The 16,027-nt window shown below is 69.5% G+C and carries 16 protein-coding genes; 12 read left to right on the forward strand and 4 right to left on the reverse strand.

What is annotated here, in order from left to right; translation table 11 throughout:
• Positions 1 to 6: 6 nt before the first annotated feature.
• Positions 7 to 507 (reverse strand): DUF1990 family protein, encoded by a 501-nt coding sequence (locus tag QGN30_RS11550; RefSeq protein WP_009953636.1) that lies wholly within the window; start codon positions 505 to 507, stop codon positions 7 to 9.
• Between the two features lie 58 nt (positions 508 to 565).
• Between QGN30_RS11550 and QGN30_RS11555 the strand changes: the two genes are divergently transcribed.
• Positions 566 to 1,450 (forward strand): aldo/keto reductase, encoded by an 885-nt coding sequence (locus QGN30_RS11555; protein ID WP_014382863.1) that lies wholly within the window; start codon positions 566 to 568, stop codon positions 1,448 to 1,450.
• A gap of 11 nt (positions 1,451 to 1,461) precedes the next feature.
• Positions 1,462 to 2,115, forward strand: coding sequence for a PaaI family thioesterase (locus QGN30_RS11560; protein WP_009953633.1), 654 nt, complete (start codon positions 1,462 to 1,464; stop codon positions 2,113 to 2,115).
• 72 nt (positions 2,116 to 2,187) lie between these two features.
• Here the strand turns inward: QGN30_RS11560 and QGN30_RS11565 are convergent, their stop codons facing one another.
• Positions 2,188 to 3,936, reverse strand: coding sequence for a cation:proton antiporter (locus QGN30_RS11565; protein ID WP_014382862.1), 1,749 nt, complete (start codon positions 3,934 to 3,936; stop codon positions 2,188 to 2,190).
• Between the two features lie 98 nt (positions 3,937 to 4,034).
• On the opposite strand from QGN30_RS11565, the gene thrS reads away from it, so the two are divergent.
• The 10 genes from thrS (at position 4,035) to QGN30_RS11615 (ending at position 13,878) form a co-directional block, all read left to right on the forward strand.
• Complete coding sequence (gene thrS / locus QGN30_RS11570) at positions 4,035 to 6,110, forward strand: threonine--tRNA ligase (RefSeq protein ID WP_009953630.1); 2,076 nt, start codon at positions 4,035 to 4,037, stop codon at positions 6,108 to 6,110.
• Positions 6,103 to 6,678, forward strand: coding sequence for an HIT family protein (locus QGN30_RS11575; protein ID WP_008258334.1), 576 nt, complete (start codon positions 6,103 to 6,105; stop codon positions 6,676 to 6,678). The genes thrS and QGN30_RS11575 overlap by 8 nt, the downstream gene beginning before the upstream one ends.
• Before the next feature lie 13 nt (positions 6,679 to 6,691).
• Positions 6,692 to 7,333: a phosphatidylinositol phosphate synthase gene (gene pgsA / locus QGN30_RS11580; RefSeq protein ID WP_008258333.1), complete on the forward strand. Its 642-nt coding sequence runs from the start codon at positions 6,692 to 6,694 to the stop codon at positions 7,331 to 7,333.
• A gap of 17 nt (positions 7,334 to 7,350) precedes the next feature.
• Complete coding sequence (locus tag QGN30_RS11585) at positions 7,351 to 8,301, forward strand: phosphatidylinositol mannoside acyltransferase (RefSeq protein WP_009953628.1); 951 nt, start codon at positions 7,351 to 7,353, stop codon at positions 8,299 to 8,301.
• Entirely contained in the window at positions 8,301 to 9,425 is a 1,125-nt protein-coding gene (locus tag QGN30_RS11590) for a glycosyltransferase family 4 protein (protein WP_009953626.1), read from the forward strand. The genes QGN30_RS11585 and QGN30_RS11590 overlap by 1 nt, the downstream gene beginning before the upstream one ends.
• Entirely contained in the window at positions 9,425 to 10,447 is a 1,023-nt protein-coding gene (locus QGN30_RS11595; protein WP_008258330.1) for an NUDIX hydrolase, read from the forward strand. Before QGN30_RS11590 ends, QGN30_RS11595 begins: the two co-directional genes overlap by 1 nt.
• Positions 10,448 to 10,579: 132 nt before the next feature.
• Complete coding sequence (pdxS, locus tag QGN30_RS11600) at positions 10,580 to 11,428, forward strand: pyridoxal 5'-phosphate synthase lyase subunit PdxS (protein WP_014380523.1); 849 nt, start codon at positions 10,580 to 10,582, stop codon at positions 11,426 to 11,428.
• A 9-nt stretch (positions 11,429 to 11,437) separates the two neighbouring features.
• The gene (gene tesB / locus QGN30_RS11605) at positions 11,438 to 12,274 is read left to right on the forward strand and encodes an acyl-CoA thioesterase II (RefSeq protein WP_014380522.1); all 837 of its coding nucleotides are present in this window, start codon (positions 11,438 to 11,440) and stop codon (positions 12,272 to 12,274) included.
• On the forward strand, positions 12,271 to 12,861 hold the full coding sequence (pdxT, locus tag QGN30_RS11610; RefSeq protein WP_009955058.1) for a pyridoxal 5'-phosphate synthase glutaminase subunit PdxT: 591 nt from the start codon (positions 12,271 to 12,273) through the stop codon (positions 12,859 to 12,861). The genes tesB and pdxT overlap by 4 nt, the downstream gene beginning before the upstream one ends.
• 261 nt (positions 12,862 to 13,122) lie before the next feature.
• The gene (locus tag QGN30_RS11615) at positions 13,123 to 13,878 is read left to right on the forward strand and encodes a YebC/PmpR family DNA-binding transcriptional regulator (RefSeq protein ID WP_008258326.1); all 756 of its coding nucleotides are present in this window, start codon (positions 13,123 to 13,125) and stop codon (positions 13,876 to 13,878) included.
• A gap of 98 nt (positions 13,879 to 13,976) precedes the next feature.
• Here the strand turns inward: QGN30_RS11615 and QGN30_RS11620 are convergent, their stop codons facing one another.
• Positions 13,977 to 15,554 carry a polyamine aminopropyltransferase gene (locus QGN30_RS11620; RefSeq protein ID WP_248923141.1) on the reverse strand — a complete coding sequence of 526 codons (1,578 nt, stop codon included), beginning with the start codon at positions 15,552 to 15,554 and terminating at the stop codon, positions 13,977 to 13,979.
• Complete coding sequence (locus tag QGN30_RS11625) at positions 15,551 to 16,006, reverse strand: DUF350 domain-containing protein (RefSeq protein WP_014385310.1); 456 nt, start codon at positions 16,004 to 16,006, stop codon at positions 15,551 to 15,553. Before QGN30_RS11625 ends, QGN30_RS11620 begins: the two co-directional genes overlap by 4 nt.
• Positions 16,007 to 16,027 lie beyond the last annotated feature (21 nt).

Consider the following 16,027-nt stretch of genomic DNA (forward strand, 5'->3'; position numbering starts at 1 on the left):
CGCGCGTCAGACGGCCCTCAGGTAGCGCTTGGCGATGAGCCGCTGCGCTACCCGCACCACCGGGCCGCCGGCCTTGCTCCACCAGGTCGCCGGACGGGAGAATGCCGACACCTCCGCGTGGACCGCGGAGGTGATCGGGTCGTAGCGCACCACGAAACGCTCCTCGCCGGATTCCGGGTGGCCCGGCAGGGTGCCGTAGCCGAAGCCGCGAATGTCGGGTTCGTCGACGACGTACACGACGCGGCAGGGCGCCGGCAGAAAACCCATCCGCACCACCACCACCGCGTCGACGACGGCGATCTCCGAGCTGGCCTGCACGCGCAGCCCCGAGCCGCGCTGCATGCCCCAGCGCAGCACGGCGTCGGCGGCCTGCTCGAAACGCTGCCGGCCCGTGCCGATTTGGCGCTCGGCGTGTTGATGGTCGTATCCCGCGGGCAGGTCACCGGCCGCCGTCGCACCCACTTCCCGATAGGTCAGCGGAAGTTCCTCGAGCGCTCGTAGGTCCACGCGTTCAGCTTGCCACGCCACGGTGCGCGGCGGTGTTTTGCGAGTACGGTCTGAAGATGTGACCGCACAAAACTCGAAAACCGTTGCCGGGGCGTCGGGAACGTTCACCCTCGGCGGAGATCTGACCATCAACCGACTCGGCTTCGGGGCGATGCGCCTTACCGCGAAGGGCGTGTGGGGCCCGCCCGACGACCGCGACGAATGCGTCCGGGTGCTGCGCCGCGCCGTCGAGCTCGGGGTGAATTTCATCGACACCGCGGACTCCTACGGCCCGTACTTCTCCGAGGAGATCATCCACGAGGCGCTGCATCCCTACGACGGCCTGGTGATCGCGACCAAGGCGGGCCTGCTGCGCACCGGGCCGGACATCTGGATCCCGTTGGGCAACCCCAGTTATCTGCGGCAGGAATGCGAGCTGAGCCTGCGCCGGCTGGGCGTGGACACCATCGACCTGTTCCAGCTGCACCGCATCGACAAGAACTTCCCGCTCGAGGACCAGGTCGGCGAGCTGCTGACCCTGAAGAACGAGGGCAAGATCCGCCACATCGGCCTGTCCGAGATCAACGTCGACCAGCTCGGCGCGGCGCAAAAGATCACCGAGATCGTGTCGGTGCAGAACATGTACAACCTGTCGGCCCGTGACGCCGAGCCGCTGCTGGACGCGGTGACCGAACAGGGCATCGGTTTCATCCCCTGGTTCCCGCTGGCCGCCGGACCGCTGGCCGCCCCTGACGGACCGCTGCAGCGCATCGCCGCCGAGCACGACGCGACGCCGTCACAGCTGGCGCTGGCGTGGTTGCTGAAGCGGTCACCGGTGATGCTGCCGATTCCGGGGACGTCGAAGGTGGCGCACCTGGAGGAGAACGTCGCCGCGGCCCAGATCACGCTGTCGGACGACGAGTTCGAGACCCTGTCGGCCGCCGGGGCCCGGCAGACCGGGTAGCCACCACGCGAATGCGCGCGCCCGTCGGGCAATACGGTGTGGTGGTGGCCGAACATCAGCGACACCCCGGCGGGGGATTCAACCCGCCCGAACCCACCACCAAGGGCGGGCCCGACTACGGCAGGTTCATCGACGCCGTGCGCGCGTTGCAGGATCACGCCCGCGCCGCCGACGCCCCCGACGAGGTGATCACCGAGGCGGCCGACCTGCTGGAGAAGGTGTCGGCGTTGCTGGCGCCGTACGACGCCGACGAGTGGGCCTCCCCGTCGGGCCGCCGGATGGACCTGCCGATGCGCGGCAACATCCTGACGATCCCCATGGCGGCCCGCAAAGGCGCAGACGGCCGCGTCCATGGCGAGGCCCGCTTCGCCCGGTTCCATCTCGGCCGTAACGGCGCCGTGCACGGCGGCGCGCTGGGGATGCTGTTCGATTCCATTCTGGGGCTGAGCGCCGCGGTGCTCACCGGCAACCCACGGCAGCGCACCGCCTACCTCAAGATCGACTACCGCCACATCGTTCCGGTGGAGAAGGAACTACAGTTCGACGCCGGCGTCGACCGGGTGGACGGGCGCAAGATCTTCGTCTCGGGCCGGTTGACCGACAACGATCGCCTGCTCACCGAAGCCGACGCGCTGTTCGTGCGGCTCAAACCCGGCCAGCCCTGAGGGTCGTTCGCCCGCAAGGGGTTTCATGGAGCGTCGTCGCAACAGGGTAGGCCGCACCAAACAGGTTGAAAATCAAGTTCTTTGCGTGCGCCGGCGGGCCCGGCGCGTCCGCATCGGCAGCGTGCTCTCTTCGTGGTCGAGTTCGCGTTCAATCGCGCGCAGGCTCTGGTCGGGCAGCATGCCCGCGTCCCGCCAGCGCACCAGCTCGTCGCGCTGGGCGTCGATGGCGATGCGGCGGATGGCGACCGCGGCCTCGTAGCGGGGAGCGGCGGGCGCCTCGGCGGCGTCCGACAACAGGTCGAGCCGGTGCTGATACCGCTCGAGCCGTGCCGACAACTGTTGGCGCACACCGTCGATCACCCGAGGGTCCACGTCCACGTCGTCCTGTTGGTCCAGCGAGTCGAGCCTGTCCAGCGCGGCCTGCACGGCGGCGGCGCGAGCCCGGTTGCGCAGCCGCAGTTCGTCGGTGGCATCCGCGCGCAGGCCCAGGGCGCGCACCAGCGGGCCGAACGTGATGCCCTGTCCGATCAGCGTCACCAGCACGACGACCAGGGTGCAGAACAGCAGCAGGTCCCGGTCGGGAAACGGCGCGCTGCTGTCGGTCACGAACGGAACCGTGAAAATCGCCGCGAGGCTGACCACCCCGCGGGTGCCGGCCCAGCTCAGCACCAAGACTTCACGGCCGCTGAGGCGCTCGGAGATGCGGTTGCGCCGGCGCCCGGTGTCGGGCTCGGCGGGTCCGTCGGGTTCGTTGGCGTCGTTTGCGTCGCCGGCGTCGTCGGCGTCGGCGGACCCCGAGACGTTGCCGAGCCGGGTGCGCAGCGGCCGGGGAAGCGACTGGGTGAGCAGCAACCACAGCGGCCGCACCACGAGAACCACGGCGACGGTGACGGCGACCGCCACGATGATCGTCGACAGGTCGTAGCCGCCCAGGTCGTCGAGGATGGCCGGCAGCTGATGGCCGATCAGCAAGAACACCAGGCCCTCGAGCAGGAAGTTGACCAGCCGCCAGACGGCCCGCGTCTGCAATCGGCTCGCCCCCGACTCGAGCCGGGGCGAGTCGTGGCCGACGATCAACCCGCACACCACGACCGCCAGGACACCGGAGGCGGACAGCTCCTCGGCCACCAGATAGGTCACGAACGGGGTGGCGAGCGAGATCGCGTTGGCCGTCAGCACGTCGTGTCTCCACCGGCGCAGCAGCCGCCGGAAGTAGGCGAACACCATTCCCACCGCCAGGCCGCCCAGGGCCGCCAGCGCGAACTCCCGGATCGCCGACGGCACCGAGAACGCGGCGCCGCGCGCCACCGTGATGGCCACCGACAGCGTGGTCAGGGCGGTCGCGTCGTTGAGCAGCCCCTCGCCCTCGATCAGGGTGACGATGTTGAGCGGGAGGCCTTCCTTGCGGGCCACGGCCAGCGCGGCCACCGGGTCGGTCGGCGCGACGGCGGCGCCCAGCACCATGCCCACCGCGAGCGTCGCACCGCTGACGAGCAGCCCGAACGCGATGCCGACCGACGCCGCGGTCAACAGGACGAGGACCACCGACAGGCTGATGACCGTGCGCAGATTGCGGCGGATGCCGACCAGCGACGACTCCAGTGCCGCGTTGAAGAGCAGCGGCGGCAGGATGCAGGTCATCACGACGTCGGGCTCGAGGCTGATATTCGGCCCCGGCACCAGCGCATAGCCGATGCCGACGAGAACCAGCAGCGGCGCGCTGGGCAGCCTGGTGCGCTCGCTGATCCAGTTGACCAGCACGATGACGGCGACGGCGCCGAGCAGCAGCGTCAAACCCGTCTGCGCCCCCATCGGGTCCATCTTGCCGGACTTGTGGGCGGCTGCTCGACGGCCCTGCTCGGCGCCGAACCGCCCCGATAGCATGGTCGTCGACCCATCGAGCCTTGGAGACCGCCACAATGACCGTCCCCGCACACGCCGCCTCGGGAGCCGACGGCAGCGACCCGCAAGCCCCGATCCGGGTGCCTGCCGGGACCACCGCGGCCGCCGCGGTGCGGGATGCGGGGCTGCCGGGCCGCGGGGCGCCCGACGGCGTCGTGGTGGTGCGCGACGCGGAGGGGAAGCTGCGCGACCTCAGCTGGGCGCCCGCCGCCGACGCCGAGGTGATCCCGGTGGCGGCCAACACCGACGACGGCCGCAGCGTGATCCGGCACTCGGCCGCGCACGTGTTGGCCCAGGCCGTCCAGGAGCTGTTCCCGCAAGCCAAGCTGGGCATCGGCCCGCCCATTACCGACGGCTTCTACTACGACTTCGACGTACCGGAGCCGTTCACGCCCGAGGATCTGGCGGCGCTGGAAAAGCGGATGCGCCAGATCGTCAAAGAGGGCCAGTTGTTCGAGCGCCGGGTCTACGAGTCCAAGGACCAGGCGCGCGCCGAGCTGGCGGGGGAGCCTTACAAGCTCGAACTCGTCGACGACAAGTCCGGTGATCCTTCGGTGATGGAGGTCGGGGGCGACGAGCTCACGGCCTACGACAACCTCAATCCCCGTACCCGCGAACGGGTCTGGGGCGACCTGTGCCGGGGACCGCACATCCCGACCACCAGGCACATCCCCGCGTTCAAGCTGACCCGCAGCTCGGCGGCCTACTGGCGCGGCGACCAGAACAACGCCAGCCTGCAACGGATCTACGGCACGGCTTGGGAGTCGCAGGAAGCCCTGGAGCGCCACCTGACGCTGATCGAGGAGGCCCAGCGCCGCGATCACCGCAAGCTGGGCACCGAGCTCGACCTGTTCAGCTTTCCCGACGAAATCGGTTCCGGCTTGGCCGTTTTCCATCCCAAGGGCGGCATCGTGCGCCGGGAGCTGGAAGAGTACTCGCGGCGCAAGCACATCGCGGCCGGCTACGAGTTCGTCAACACCCCGCACATCACCAAGGCGGACCTGTTCCACACGTCTGGCCATCTGGACTGGTACGCCGAAGGCATGTACCCGCCGATGCATCTCGATGCCGAATACGACGACGACGGGACCGTGCGGAAGCCGGGGCAGGACTATTACCTCAAGCCGATGAACTGTCCGATGCACACGCTGATCTTCCGGTCGCGCGGGCGCTCGTATCGCGAACTTCCGTTGCGGCTCTTCGAATTCGGCACCGTTTACCGCTACGAGAAGTCCGGCGTGGTGCATGGGTTGACCCGGGCGCGCGGTTTCACCATGGACGACGCGCACATCTTCTGCGCCCGCGAGCAGCTGCACGCCGAGCTGGCGTCGCTGCTGCGGTTCATCCTCGAGCTCCTGGGCGACTACGGGCTGGAGGACTTTTATCTGGAACTGTCCACCAAGGACCCGGAGAAGTTCGTGGGCTCCGATGCCATGTGGGAGGAATCCACCAAAGCCCTGGCCGATGTGGCCGCCGAATCCGGCCTGCAGCTGGTGCCGGATCCGGGCGGCGCGGCGTTCTACGGGCCCAAGATCTCCGTGCAGGCCCGCGACGCCCTGGGGCGCAGTTGGCAGATGTCGACCATCCAGGTGGACTTCAACTTCCCGGAGCGGTTCGAGCTCGAGTACACCGCCGCCGACGGGAGCCGGCAGCGGCCGGTGATGATCCACCGCGCGCTGTTCGGGTCCATCGAGCGGTTCTTCGGCATCCTCACCGAGCACTACGCCGGCGCCTTCCCGGCGTGGCTGGCGCCGGTGCAGGTGGTCGGCATCCCGGTGGCCGACGACCACGTCGATTATCTGAACGACGTTGCGGCGCAACTGCGTTCGCATGGGGTGCGGGTCGAGGTCGACGCCAGCGACGACCGGATGGCCAAGAAGATCGTCAACCACACCAACCAGCGGGTGCCGTTCATGTTGCTCGCAGGCGACCGTGACGTTGCGGCGGGCGCGGTCAGTTTCCGCTTCGGTGACCGCACCCAGATCAACGGCGTGCCCCGCGACGGCGCCGTCGACGCCATCGTGAAGTGGATCGCCGATCGCGAGAATGCCGCTCCCACCGCCGAACTCGTGAAGGTGGCGGCCGGTGAGTGAGCGCGAACGCGCCGAGCCGCGCACCGACGACACCATCCTCGACCGGGGCGTCGGCGAGGAAGATCATCTGCAGCGGTTGTGGACGCCGTATCGGATGACCTATCTGGCCGAGGCGCCGATGAAGCGCGACAACGGCAAAACCGAGCAGCCGTTCACCGACATCCCGCAGCTGACCGACGAAGACGGCCTGGTGGTCGCGCGCGGTGAACTCGTCTACGCCGTGCTCAACCTCTACCCGTACAACCCCGGGCACCTGATGGTGGTGCCCTACCGGCGCGTCTCGGAGCTGGAGGACCTCACCGATCCGGAGAGCGCGGAGCTGATGTCCTTCATCCAGAAGGCGATTCGCGTCATCAAGAACGTGTCGCGGCCGCATGGTTTCAACGTCGGCCTCAACCTGGGGACCTCGGCCGGCGGGTCGCTGGCCGAGCACCTGCACGTGCACGTCGTCCCGCGCTGGGGCGGCGACGCCAACTTCATCACCATCATCGGCGGGTCGAAGGTGATCCCGCAGTTGCTGCGCGAAACCCGCCAGTTGCTGGCGACGGAGTGGACGAAGCAGCGATGAGCGCAACGCGATCATGAGTAAGGTGCCGTTCCTGTCCCGGGCGGCGTTCGCGCGGCTGACCACTCCGACCGCGAAAGCGTGCCTGCGGTTGGGTTTGACCCCCGACGTCGTCACGATCCTGGGCACCGTCGTGGCCGTGGCGGGGGCGCTGATCTTCTTCCCGATTGGCAAGCTGTTCATCGGCACGCTGGTGGTCTGGTTCTTCGTCCTCTTCGACATGCTCGACGGGGCGATGGCGCGCGAACAAGGCGGCGGCACCCGGTTCGGCGCGGTGCTGGACGCCACCTGTGACCGCGTCAGCGACGGTGCGGTGTTCTGCGGGCTGCTGTGGTGGATCGCCTTCGGACTGCACGACAAGCTGCTGGCGGCGGCCACCCTGATCTGCCTGGTCACCTCGCAGGTGATCTCCTACATCAAGGCCCGGGCCGAGGCCAGCGGCCTGCGCGGCGACGGCGGCATCATCGAACGGCCCGAGCGGCTGATCATCGTGCTGGTCGGCGCCGGCATCTCGGACTTTCCGTTCGTCGCGTGGCCGCCCGCGTTGCCGGTGGCGATGTGGCTGTTGGCGGCGGCCAGCCTGGTCACCTGCGCGCAGCGGTTGCGCACGGTGCGCACCTCGCCGGGTGCGACCGACCGCGGATCGGTCGCGCCGTGATTCCCACTCCGCCGGGCATGAACGCGATCACGGCACCGAGCCGCCTGGCGAGCCGCGTCGCGGGCCGGTTGAGCGGCGTCGGGGCCGACTGGGCGTACGCGTCAGGCTGGTTGGCCGTGCGGGCGATGCCGGAGTTCGCCGCGCGCAACGCATTTGGCGCCGCGGCGCGCTACGCGGCCCGCGGCGGCGGCCCAGATCAGTTGCGCAAGAACCTGGCCCGCGTCTTGCGGGTGCCGCCCTCAGACGTTCCGGATTCACTGATGCGGGCGTCCGTGGCCTCCTACGCCCGTTATTGGCGCGAGGCGTTCCGCCTGCCGGGCATGGACCTCGCCGCGGTCGGCCGCCAGCTGCACGACTCTGTTCAGGGCCGCGACCATATCGAAGCGGCACTGTCCGGCGGCCGCGGCGCAGTGATCGCGTTGCCGCACAGCGGCAATTGGGACATGGCAGGGGTGTGGCTGGCGCAGACACACGGCACCTTCACCACCGTCGCGGAGCGACTCAAACCCGAGTCGCTCTACCGGCGGTTCATCGCCTACCGCGAAGGCCTCGGCTTCGAGGTGCTGCCCTTGTCCGGCGGCGAGCGGCCACCCTTCGACGTGTTGTGCGACCGGCTGCGGGACAACCGGGTGGTGTGCCTGATGGCCGAGCGCGACCTCACCCGCACCGGCGTACAGGTCGACTTCTTCGGCGAACCCACCCGGATGCCGGCCGGGCCGGCGAAGCTCGCGATCGCGACGGGGGCGTCCCTGCTAGCGGCCCACTGCTGGTTCGAGGGCCAGGGCTGGGGCGTCGCCATCCACCCGGCGCTGGACTGCACCGGCGGCGACGTCGGCGCGATCACCCAGCTGTTGGCCGATCACTTCGAGAAGAACATTGCCGCCCGCCCCGAGGATTGGCACATGATGCAGCCGCAGTGGCTGGCCGACCTCTCCGAGAACAAGCAGGCCCGGCTAAGGGACGCCTGATGCGCATCGGGATGATCTGTCCCTACTCGTTCGACGTTCCGGGCGGGGTGCAGTCGCACGTCCTGCAGCTTGCCGAGGTGGTGCGGGCCCGCGGGCATGACGTCAGCGTGCTCGCGCCGGCCTCGCCGCACGCCGTGTTGCCCGACTACGTCGTCTCGGCCGGCAAGGCCGTCCCGATTCCCTACAACGGGTCGGTGGCCCGGCTGCGGTTCGGCCCTGCCACCCACCGCAAGGTGAAAAAGTGGCTCGCCGAAGGCGATTTCGACGTGTTGCACCTGCACGAGCCCAACGCGCCGAGCCTGTCCATGCTGGCGCTCAACATCGCCGAGGGTCCGATCGTGGCGACGTTTCACACGTCGACCACCAAATCGCTGACGCTGACGGTCTTTCAGGGCATCCTGCGCCCGATGCACGAGAAGATCGTCGGCCGGATCGCGGTGTCCGACTTGGCCCGGCGCTGGCAGATGGAGGCGCTGGGAACCGACGCGGTGGAGATCCCCAACGGCGTCGACGTCGGCTCGTTCGCCTGCGCGCCGCTGCTGGACGGGTACCCGCGGCCGGGCAAGACGGTGCTGTTCCTGGGGCGCTACGACGAGCCGCGCAAGGGCGTGGGGGTGTTGCTTGACGCGCTGCCGCGGCTGGTTGAGCGGTTCGCGGACGTGCAGCTGCTCATCGTCGGACGCGGTGACGAAGACGAATTACGCGCGCAGGCAGGCGAATTCGTGAACAACATTCGCTTCCTCGGCCAGGTCGACGATGCCGGCAAGGCGTCGGCCATGCGCAGCGCCGACGTCTACTGCGCACCCAACCTCGGCGGGGAAAGCTTCGGCATCGTCTTGGTCGAGGCCATGGCCGCCGGGACTCCGGTGGTGGCCAGCGACCTCGACGCCTTCCGGCGCGTGCTGGCCGGCGGGGACGTGGGCCGCCTGGTGCCCGTCGGCGACGGCGCCGCGCTCGCCGATGCGCTGGTCGCGGTGCTGGAGGATGATGGGCTGGCCGAACGCTACGTGGCGGCCGGTTCGGCCGCCGTCCAGCGCTACGACTGGTCGGTGGTGGCCAGCCAGATCCTGAGGGTTTACGAGACGGTCGCCGCGACAGGCGCCAAGGTTGAGGTGGCCGGTTGATGACATGGCTGATCGTCGCCATCGCGGTGTTGGTCGCGGTGCTGGGCGTCTTCGGCGCCTGGGCGTACCGGACGGCCAACCGGCTGGACCGGTTGCACGTCCGCTACGACCTGTCGTGGCAGGCGCTCGACGGCGCGCTGGCGCGCCGCGCGGTGGTGGCGCGCGCCGTGGCAATCGACGCCTACGGCGGCGCATCCGAGGGCCGGCGGTTGGCGGCGCTGGCCGACGCCGCCGAGGGCGCGCCCCGGCCCGCGCGGGAGACGTGCGAAAACGAGCTGTCGGCCGCGCTGGCCGCCGTCAACCCGGCGTCCCTGCCGGCCGGGTTGATCGCCGAGCTGGCCGACGCCGAGGCCCGGGTGCTGCTGGCCCGCCGCTTCCACAACGACGCGGTGCGCGACACGCTGGCGCTGGCCGAGCGGCCCCTGGTGCGGCTGTTCCACCTGGGCGGGACCGCCGGGCTGCCCAGCTATTTCGAGATCGTGGAGCGGCCGCACGCGTTGGCCCACGGCGATCACGGCGTGCTCAACCACCGCACCTCGGCCCGCGTCGTGCTGCTCGACGAGAGCGGGGCGGTGCTGCTGCTGCGCGGGTCGGATCCGGCGCTGGGCGAGCCCGCCCCGAAGTGGTGGTTCACCGTGGGAGGCGAAGTGCAGCAGGGGGAGCGGCTGGCCGAGGCGGCCGCGCGAGAGCTCGCCGAAGAAACCGGCCTGCGGGTCGCGCCCGCCGACATGGTCGGGCCCGTGTGGCGGCGCGACCAGGTCTTCGAGTTCAACGGCTCGCTGATCGACAGCGAGGAGTTCTACTTCGTCTACCGCACCCGCCGGTTCGAGCCGTCGCGCACGGGCCGCACCGAACTGGAACGCAGCTACATCCACGGCCACCGCTGGTGTGACGCTGCCGACATCGCCCAGCTCGTCGCCGCGGGGGAGACGGTGTACCCCATGCAACTATCCGGACTGCTCACCGACGCGGCCGCGCTCGCCGGCGGCCGCGCCCCCGGCCCGCTGCTGTCAATCCGCTGACTCCGTCGGTCAACGCGGGCCAAAGCGCCTCATTAGACTGGGTCGACAACGGTTGAAGGAGATCAAGCAGTGACTAGCGCCCACCCACCGGACGGCAACGGGCGAACCGGAACCGCACGCGTCAAGCGCGGCATGGCCGAGATGCTCAAGGGCGGCGTCATCATGGACGTCGTCACCCCCGAGCAGGCCAAGATCGCCGAGGGCGCCGGCGCCGTTGCCGTGATGGCGCTGGAGCGGGTGCCCGCCGACATCCGCGCCCAGGGCGGGGTGTCGCGGATGAGCGACCCGGACATGATCGAGGGCATCATCTCGGCGGTGACCATCCCGGTGATGGCCAAGGCGCGCATCGGGCACTTCGTCGAGGCGCAGATCCTGCAGAGCCTCGGGGTGGATTACGTCGACGAGTCGGAGGTGCTCACCCCCGCCGACTACACCCACCACATCGACAAGTGGAAGTTCACCGTGCCGTTCGTGTGCGGCGCCACCAACCTCGGCGAGGCTTTGCGACGCATCAACGAGGGCGCCGCCATGATCCGCTCCAAGGGCGAAGCAGGCACCGGGGACGTCTCCAACGCGACCACGCACATGCGGGCGATCGGCGGCGAGATCCGCCGCCTGACGTCGCTGTCCGAAGACGAATTGTATGTTGCCGCAAAGGAATTGCAGGCGCCCTACGAACTCGTCGTCGAGGTGGCCCGGGCGGGCAAGCTGCCGGTCACCATGTTCACGGCCGGTGGCATCGCCACCCCCGCCGACGCGGCGATGATGATGCAGCTCGGCGCCGAGGGCGTCTTCGTGGGCTCGGGCATCTTCAAGTCCGGCGACCCCGCCCAGCGCGCGGCGGCCATCGTCAAGGCCACCACCTTCTACGACGATCCCGACGTGCTGGCCAAGGTCTCGCGTGGGCTGGGGGAGGCGATGGTCGGCATCAACGTCGAGCAGATCGCGCAGCCCCATCGGCTGGCCGAACGCGGCTGGTAAAAACAGTCCGTGGCGATCGAAGAGATCCTTGATCTCGAGCAGCTCGAGGTCAACATCTACCGGGGCAGCATCTTCAGCCCGGAATCGGGATTCCTGCAGCGCACCTTCGGCGGTCATGTCGCCGGCCAGTCGCTGGTGTCGGCGGTGCGCACCGTCGACCCGCGCTACCAGGTCCACTCGTTGCACGGCTACTTCCTGCGGCCCGGGGACGCCAAGGAGCGCACGGTGTTCATCGTGGAGCGCACCCGCGACGGCGGCTCGTTCGCGACCCGGCGCGTCAACGCCATTCAGCACGGCGAGATCATCTTCAGCATGGGCGCGTCCTTCCAGACCGACCAGGAAGGCATCCACCACCAGGACCCCATGCCGCCCGCGCCGCCGCCCGACGGCCTGCCGGGGCTGGACTCGGTCAAGGTGTTCGACGACGCCGGGTTCAAGCAGTTCGCGGAGTGGGACGTGTGCATCGTGCCGCGCGAGCGCCTGCAGCTCACGCCGGGAAAGGCCGCCCAGCAGCAGGTCTGGTTCCGCCACCGTGACCCGCTGCCCGACGACCCGGTGCTGCACATCTGCGCGCTGGCCTACATGAGCGACCTGACCCTGCTGGGGTCGGCGCAGGTCACCCACCTCGACGTGCGCGAGCACCTGCAGGTGGCGTCGCTGGACCACGCGATGTGGTTCATGCGGGCGTTCCGGGCCGACGAGTGGCTGCTGTATGACCAGTCCTCCCCGTCGGCCAATGGCGGCCGCGCGCTGTGCCAGGGCAAGATCTTCACCCAATCCGGCGAGATGGTCGCGGCGGTCATGCAGGAGGGGCTGACCCGCTTCAAGCGGGGATATCACCAGTGAGCGCCCCCCGGATCGGGGTCCTCGCGCTTCAGGGCGATACCCGCGAGCACCTGGCGGCCCTGCGCGAAGCCGGGGCCGAGTCGATGCCCGTGCGTCGGCGCGGTGAGCTGGAGGCGGTCGACGGGCTGGTCATCCCCGGTGGGGAATCGACGACCATGAGCCACCTGCTGGGAGACCTCGGCCTGCTGGAGCCGTTGCGCGGGCTGCTGGCCGACGGGCTGCCCGCCTACGGCGCGTGCGCCGGGATGATCCTGCTGGCCAGCGAGATTCTCGACGCCGGGGCGGGCGGGAGGGAGGCGCTGCCTCTGCGCGCGATCGATATGACCGTGCGGCGAAACGCCTTTGGACGACAGGTCGACTCGTTCGAAGGGGACATCGACTTCGCGGGCCTCGACGATCCGGTGCGCGCGGTGTTCATCCGCGCGCCGTGGGTCGAGCGGGTCGGTGACGGCGTGGAGGTGCTGGCCAGCGCCGCCGGTCACGTCGTCGCGGTGCGCCAGGGCCGCAAGCTGGCGACGGCGTTTCACCCCGAGGTGACCGGCGACCGGCGGATCCACCACATGTTCGTCGACATGGTGACCGGCTGACGGCCGAGGCTGTCAGGGCGTTCGGTGTGCAGTCCGGGTTTTCAGTGTGCGTCCAGGGCGGCGCTCCCCGGGCGGGTCGCCGCCGCCAGCGCACACTCAACGCCGTCACCGCACAGCCAAAGCCCTCAGGCGCACGCTCTCGCCGGAAGTCGTGACTGCGGGAACCCTGCGACCGGAGTGAAGCGCCCGGTAGTCGGCCGCAGACGTCCACGTAGACTCGACTGGCGAACTTTCCAGACATAGAAGAGGTAAGAGACACCGATGAGCGGCCATTCCAAGTGGGCCACCACCAAGCACCAAAAGGCCGTCAAAGACGCGCGCCGCGGCAAGGAATTCGCCCGGCTGATCAAGAACATCGAGGTCGCCGCCCGCACCGGCGGCGGTGACCCCGCCGGCAACCCGACGCTGTATGACGCCATCCAGAAGGCGAAGAAGACCTCGGTGCCCAACGACAACATCGAGCGGGCCCGCAAGCGCGGCGCAGGCGAGGAAGCCGGTGGCGCCGACTACCAGACGATCATGTACGAGGGCTACGGGCCCAACGGCGTCGCGGTCCTGATCGAATGCCTGACCGACAACCGCAACCGGGCGGCGGGCGAGGTCCGGGTGGCCGTCACCCGCAACGGCGGCAACATGGCCGACCCCGGGTCGGTGTCCTACCTGTTCACCCGCAAGGGCGTCGTCACGCTGGAGAAGAACGGCCTGACCGAGGACGACGTGCTGACGGCGGTGCTCGACGCCGGCGCCGAGGATGTCAACGACCTCGGCGAGAGCTTCGAGATCATCTCCGAGCCGACCGACCTGGTCGCGGTGCGGACCGCGCTGCAGGACGCCGGCATCGACTACGAGTCCGCCGAGGCGAGCTTCCAGCCGTCGGTCAGCGTGCCGGTCGACGTCGAGGGCGCGCGCAAGGTGTTCAAGCTGGTCGACGCGCTGGAGGACAGCGACGACGTGCAGAACGTGTGGACCAACGTGGACCTGTCCGACGAGGTGCTCGCCGCCCTCGACCAGGAGTAATTCACCTCCTTCGCCTCGCCGAGCGTGCACTCAGGGCGAGATTTCGGCCGATTTTTCGCCCTCACTGCACGCTCGGCGCAAGGGATTACGCAAGGGATCTAGTCATACCCGTGCCGCATGTCCTCGACGATGCGCGGATTGTCCAGGGTCGACGGCTCCACGGGCCGCGGCGCGACGTCGCCGGAGAACACGCACGCGGCCTGAAGCACCTGCTGGTTGAGGAAACGCAGCGGGGGAGCGTCGGGCGGCACCGTCGGCGTGGGTGCGGTATCGGCGCGCTGCGCCAGGGCGAATCCCCAATCGCCGAACGTCGGCACGTGCACGTGATACGGCGTGACCGCGTAGCCCGCCGCCCGGATCGTCGACACCGTGCGCCAGTAGGCCGTCGGCGTGGAAAAGGGGCTGCCCGCCTGCACCGCCATCAGCCCGCCGGGCGCCAGCGCCCGCGCGGCCAGCGCGTAGAACTCGGCCGAATACAGCCGGCCCAGCACGGGTGTGTCGGGATCGGGAAGGTCGACGATGATCGCGTCGAACCGGTCGAGGTCGGGTCCGCGCAACCAGTTCATCGCGTCCTGCGTCACCACGGCCACCCGCGGGTTGTCCAACGAACCGCCGTTGGCGCCACGCAGCGTGGTGCGCGCGATGTCGATCACCGCAGGGTCGAGCTCGACCTGCACGATCTTGGAAACGCCTGGCAGGCGCAGCAACTCGCGGGCCACCAGGCCGTCGCCCCCGCCGAGCACCAGCACCGAACGCGCGCCCTTGCCGACGGCGGGGTACACCAGGCTTTCGGTGTAGCGGTATTCGTCTCGGGTAGAGAATTGCAGCCCGCCGTCGAGGTACAGGCGGGTGTCGTTGCCGCGGCGGGTCACCACGATCTCCTGGTAGGGCGTGTGCCGGTAGGCGACGATCGGGTCGGCGTAAAGCCGTTGCCGGCTTGTGGTTTCGACGTCGGCCGAACGCAGCAGCAGGGTGGCGAGCAGCCCCAGCGCGGCGGCCAGCGCGCACAGCGCCAGCAGCAGTTGGCGCGTCGAAACCACGCGGCGCAGCAGGAAAAGCGCGACGACGGCCGCCGCCGCCAGGTTGATCATGCCGGTGGCCGCCGCGCCGCGGATCATCCCCAGCTGCGGCAGCAGCAGGAACGGCCAGACCAGCCCGCCCAGCAGCGCGCCGAGGTAGTCGGCGGCGTTGAGGTTGGCGAGCGTGCGCCCGGCGTCGGCGGCGCCGGTCACCCGCCCGCTCTGCAGCAGCGTCATCAACAGCGGCACCTCGGCACCGACCAGGCCGCCGATCAGGGCCGTGCTCACCGCCAGCACCCACGTCGACCCGACGGAGCCGTCCAGGAACGCGAACACCATGTACAGCGCCGCCGCGGACAGCCCGCCGATGACGCCGAGCAGCGCCTCCACGGCGATGAAGGTAATTGCCGCGTGCGCCAGCAGGGGTTTGACCAGCAGCGCGCCCACGCCCAGCGCGGCGATGTAGCCCGCCACGATCAGCGAGGTGGCGACGATGCCGCCGCCGTCGAGGCTGGCCGACAGCGTCAGCAGCGCGAGTTCGTAGATGATGCCGCAGGCCGCGCACGCCGCCACGGCGGCCAACAGGAGTGCCCGCCACCGCCCCGATACCGGCGCGGACGGCGCCGCCGGGGCCGTGGCCACGTCGACGGAGCTCATGACACCGCCGCGGCGGTCACCCCTCCCACAGCGAGCAGTATCAGCGCCACCGCGAACGAGCCGGGATGCAGCACCTGCTCGTCGATGTGCTCGTGGAAACTCCCCGGGATCAGCAGATGCATTGTGAGCAGCGCTATCCCGAGCAAAATCACCCCCATCAATCCGTACACCGCCACGCCGAGGAGCCCCTGACCAAGCTGGCTGTAGCTGTTGGCGATCGCGGTGATGATGACGACGGTCAGCGCGATGTACATCGCGCCCGCGACGATCACGGCGTTGGGGCGGCGGTCGATGAACACCAGGTGGCGCAGCTTTCCCGGGGTCAGCACGTCGACCACGTAGAACCCGACGAGCAGGACGCCCATGCCGACGACGAAGTACAGGATCGTCGCGACCGCGCCCTTCAGGACGGGATTGATGTCGACGGTTCCGATCTCGACGGCGAGGTACATGGTTGTCTCCTTTGCGGTGGT

Origin of the sequence: Mycobacterium sp. 3-98, from assembly GCF_035918355.1 — a bacterium.
Classification (GTDB): Bacteria; Actinomycetota; Actinomycetes; order Mycobacteriales; family Mycobacteriaceae; genus Mycobacterium; species Mycobacterium intracellulare.

Excerpts from the sequence above, each read along its gene's own strand:
- QGN30_RS11560 (WP_009953633.1), top strand. The coding sequence starts at position 1,462 with ATGCGCGCGCCCGTCGGGCAATACGGTGTGGTGGTGGCCGAACATCAG.
- QGN30_RS11565 (WP_014382862.1), bottom strand. The coding sequence starts at position 3,936 with ATGGACCCGATGGGGGCGCAGACGGGTTTGACGCTGCTGCTCGGCGCC.
- thrS (WP_009953630.1), top strand. The coding sequence starts at position 4,035 with ATGACCGTCCCCGCACACGCCGCCTCGGGAGCCGACGGCAGCGACCCG.
- pgsA (WP_008258333.1), top strand. The coding sequence starts at position 6,692 with ATGAGTAAGGTGCCGTTCCTGTCCCGGGCGGCGTTCGCGCGGCTGACC.
- QGN30_RS11585 (WP_009953628.1), top strand. The coding sequence starts at position 7,351 with ATGAACGCGATCACGGCACCGAGCCGCCTGGCGAGCCGCGTCGCGGGC.
- QGN30_RS11590 (WP_009953626.1), top strand. The coding sequence starts at position 8,301 with ATGCGCATCGGGATGATCTGTCCCTACTCGTTCGACGTTCCGGGCGGG.
- QGN30_RS11595 (WP_008258330.1), top strand. The coding sequence starts at position 9,425 with ATGACATGGCTGATCGTCGCCATCGCGGTGTTGGTCGCGGTGCTGGGC.
- pdxS (WP_014380523.1), top strand. The coding sequence starts at position 10,580 with ATGGCCGAGATGCTCAAGGGCGGCGTCATCATGGACGTCGTCACCCCC.
- QGN30_RS11615 (WP_008258326.1), top strand. The coding sequence starts at position 13,123 with ATGAGCGGCCATTCCAAGTGGGCCACCACCAAGCACCAAAAGGCCGTC.
- QGN30_RS11620 (WP_248923141.1), bottom strand. The coding sequence starts at position 15,554 with ATGAGCTCCGTCGACGTGGCCACGGCCCCGGCGGCGCCGTCCGCGCCG.
- QGN30_RS11625 (WP_014385310.1), bottom strand. The coding sequence starts at position 16,006 with ATGTACCTCGCCGTCGAGATCGGAACCGTCGACATCAATCCCGTCCTG.